This is a genomic window from Blautia sp. 2227st1_G12_2227SCRN_220401, from assembly GCF_039062885.1.
Lineage (GTDB): Bacteria > Bacillota > Clostridia > Lachnospirales > Lachnospiraceae > Blautia_A > Blautia_A fusiformis.
The window spans coordinates 1-2,750 of record NZ_JBCLNI010000060.1 but is presented as its reverse complement, the minus strand read 5'-3'; the positions used below and the strand labels follow the sequence as shown (position 1 = coordinate 2,750).

Annotated in this window: 4 protein-coding genes; 1 reads left to right on the top strand and 3 read right to left on the bottom strand. The window is 40.3% G+C overall.

Features of this window, described 5'->3' with window-relative positions; genetic code table 11:
* The 3 genes from ABCM67_RS16115 to ABCM67_RS16105 all read right to left on the bottom strand — a co-directional run.
* Positions 1–353: hypothetical protein (locus ABCM67_RS16115; protein WP_342993056.1), on the bottom strand; the 353-nt coding region annotated here is incomplete at its 3' end.
* A 56-nt stretch (positions 354–409) separates the two neighbouring features.
* Complete coding sequence (locus ABCM67_RS16110; RefSeq protein WP_032948906.1) at positions 410–1,393, bottom strand: replication initiation protein; 984 nt, start codon at positions 1,391–1,393, stop codon at positions 410–412.
* Between the two features lie 10 nt (positions 1,394–1,403).
* The gene (locus ABCM67_RS16105) at positions 1,404–1,802 is read right to left on the bottom strand and encodes a hypothetical protein (RefSeq protein WP_025077300.1); all 399 of its coding nucleotides are present in this window, start codon (positions 1,800–1,802) and stop codon (positions 1,404–1,406) included.
* A 646-nt stretch (positions 1,803–2,448) separates the two neighbouring features.
* Between ABCM67_RS16105 and ABCM67_RS16100 the strand changes: the two genes are divergently transcribed.
* The coding region (locus ABCM67_RS16100) for an addiction module toxin RelE (RefSeq protein ID WP_155235238.1) at positions 2,449–2,750 on the top strand (302 nt) is incomplete at its 3' end.

Below are 2,750 nucleotides of genomic sequence, written 5' to 3'. Positions count from 1 at the left end.
CCATATATAGGGAAGGTCATAGTAGATCTTGTGTTGCTTAAGGCTTTTGGTGCATTGTCTTCATTTTGTTGAGTTGGTTCAAAATTATCAAACTCAATACCATTACTCATGTACTCCAAGAAACTTTTAGTCTTTTCGTAATCCATTTCTAAAAGTTCTTTGTTACGCTGTTCTATACTAAAAGTCGTGTCAAGTTCCCAACCATAAGAATCGAACAAATTCATCAATGTTTCAATTTTAGCTTTTTCTTTATCGGAATAACCGTTGTTGTTTATGTCCTCTTCATTGGTACATGACCCTAAGAATAACACAAAGGAAAAAGCAGTAGCTAATGATAATAAAAACTTTTTCATATAATACACATTTAAAGTTTAGATATGGCAAACTTAAGAAATTATTTGTTATTCAGTTAGATTTCTTTTAATTTTCTTTTGATAGCCCCGATAACATATCCTTTGGGGTTTTCTGCCAGTCGTGCGCCTTTTTTCAATTCTCCCAGGAACCCCATGAAATTGGGGATGCGGTTTTGCCCCTCGATAAGGGTTTTCTTGTTCTTGTTGACTTCATCAGACTTGAAGTCAAAGGAGAATTTGAGGTAGTCATATACGTTGTTCTCCAGCTGGAGCCGTGCCGTAACTTTAGCCATGCGCGCTTGTTCCTGTAGTGCAGGGTCTTCTCTGTCTTCAAAGAATACAGGGAATAGGGTCCAGCCAATGACCTTCTTTCCTTCCTTTTCCTCCTTAGCAACAAAGGAGTATGGAGAGGATTCATCAAGTTCTTTTTTAGCTGCATCGATAACATATCTCTTGAAATCATTAACTCTTTCGTATTTTCCTTGCAAGCAAAACCTTTCGCGAAGTCCGTCAGACCCCTCTAACGACACGAACAAAGGTTGGGTTTGTCCGGACATCAGCTCATAGAATCGCATGGCATAGACGCTTTTAAACTTCATGGCTGTTATGAGTTCGTATTTCTTGAACCCTTTCGTAAAATCAAGTGCGGCTCTCCAGATAGGGTCATAGACATGGAAGGTAGCAATACCTGTGCCTTTTTCTATTTTAGGGTGTTCGATGATGGCTGTATAGAACCAAATCTTATCATCTTCATATTCAGCCCCTTTCTTAGATAGCGATGTGAATGCAGCTTTAGCCTTGGCATAGTTGTGGTCATCTTCGTCTCGAAGAATGGATGCTACAGGCATGGTGATGTTCACCCCACAGTCAGACGGCTCAATCTTGTGCATATGGTCTTTGATTTTAATACCTTCCAACCATCGTTGGGCAAATTCGATAAGACGATATATGATACGCTTTTCGTAAGGACTGAAATCGTATTTGGCACATGTCCATATATAGGACTGGAATACGGCTTTGTTTGGTAGGTTTTCGCTCATAGGTATTCTTTTAGATTGTTGCGTATGGGTCAAGTTCCTTAATCCGCTTACACAAATAATCGAAGCGTTTCTTAGTAAGCGGTGTGAGTGTATCGAGGTTCTCGCCATCAAAATCCTCTCCAAAGATAATGTCGTCCACCCCTATTCCATGATTGTAGTTCTCACGCACACAATCACGCAGAATCCAAAGGTTGCGCAGATTTACCCAGTCTGCCGTTTTATTCTTGATTCTGCTAAACAGCACAGCGGCTGTGTATAGGTAGTGTCCGCAATGGTTGTAGTCATGCAGCACCAGTTTCCCTTGATAGTATATGTCGAAGTCTTTATTTTCTTCATCTTCCTTTGTGTCGCAGTAGAAGAACGGAATATCTTTCAGACCGTCCCAATCAATGTAAGTAGTTGGTTTCATAAGTGTGCTTTTATGGTTTTCTGCAAAGATACAAATTAAGTACGAGTTTAACAAATAGAACTCGTACTGTTTATTCTTTATCTCGTACTTGATGGGGGTGATTTTTATTCTTTATCTCGTACTTTAGTATTCTTTATCTCGTACTTAGAGGGTGTTTTTCTCGCATAATGCGCGCGCGCGAGGATAGGACATAGATAGTCGATGTTAAGATAGAAACAAGCTCATAAGGTTGAGATTGCTTCCCAACTTTCGGAAAAAACGGACGAAAAACAATAGGGAAAACAAAGACAAAGCCCCCTCGTAAGGGGGTTGGGGGATTGTGCGTTTATTGAAGCTTTTTTTTGCGTGTTAAAGTATATTAATTTGGTTACAATATCGGTGACAATGGTTACATTTGTATCACAATCAAAAAGTTTAAGATATATGCAAGTAATTCCATTGAGCAAATTTCGGACGAATCAGACAGCGACCCTTCTTCGTGCTATTCAGGGAGAATCCGTCTTTCTGACTTCACGTATCGGTGATTTTAAATTGGTGCCAGTGTCCGTAGAAGAAAAAATAGCCACTCGAATAAGAGAGGGCTTGAATGAAGTGAAACGAATCGAAGCTGGTGAGCAGCCAGCCAAGAGCGCAAACGCATTTCTTGATGAGCTTTGAAGTAAAGACCACCCCACATTTTGAGAGGGAAGCGAAAATCCTTGCAAAAAGGTATAAGTCTTTTAAGGCTGACATGAAGGATTTTATCGAGTCATTGGAAAAGAACCCCATGCAGGGGGATGAACTAAGCCCTGGTATCCGTAAAATAAGACTTGCCATTGTTTCTAAGGGGAAGGGTAAGTCTGGGGGAGCACGTGTTATCACATACACGATTTGTGCATCGGAGAGTGAAGGTCGTGTTTATCTTGTGGATGTCTATGATAAGTCAGACTTCTCTACCGTAAGTGTATC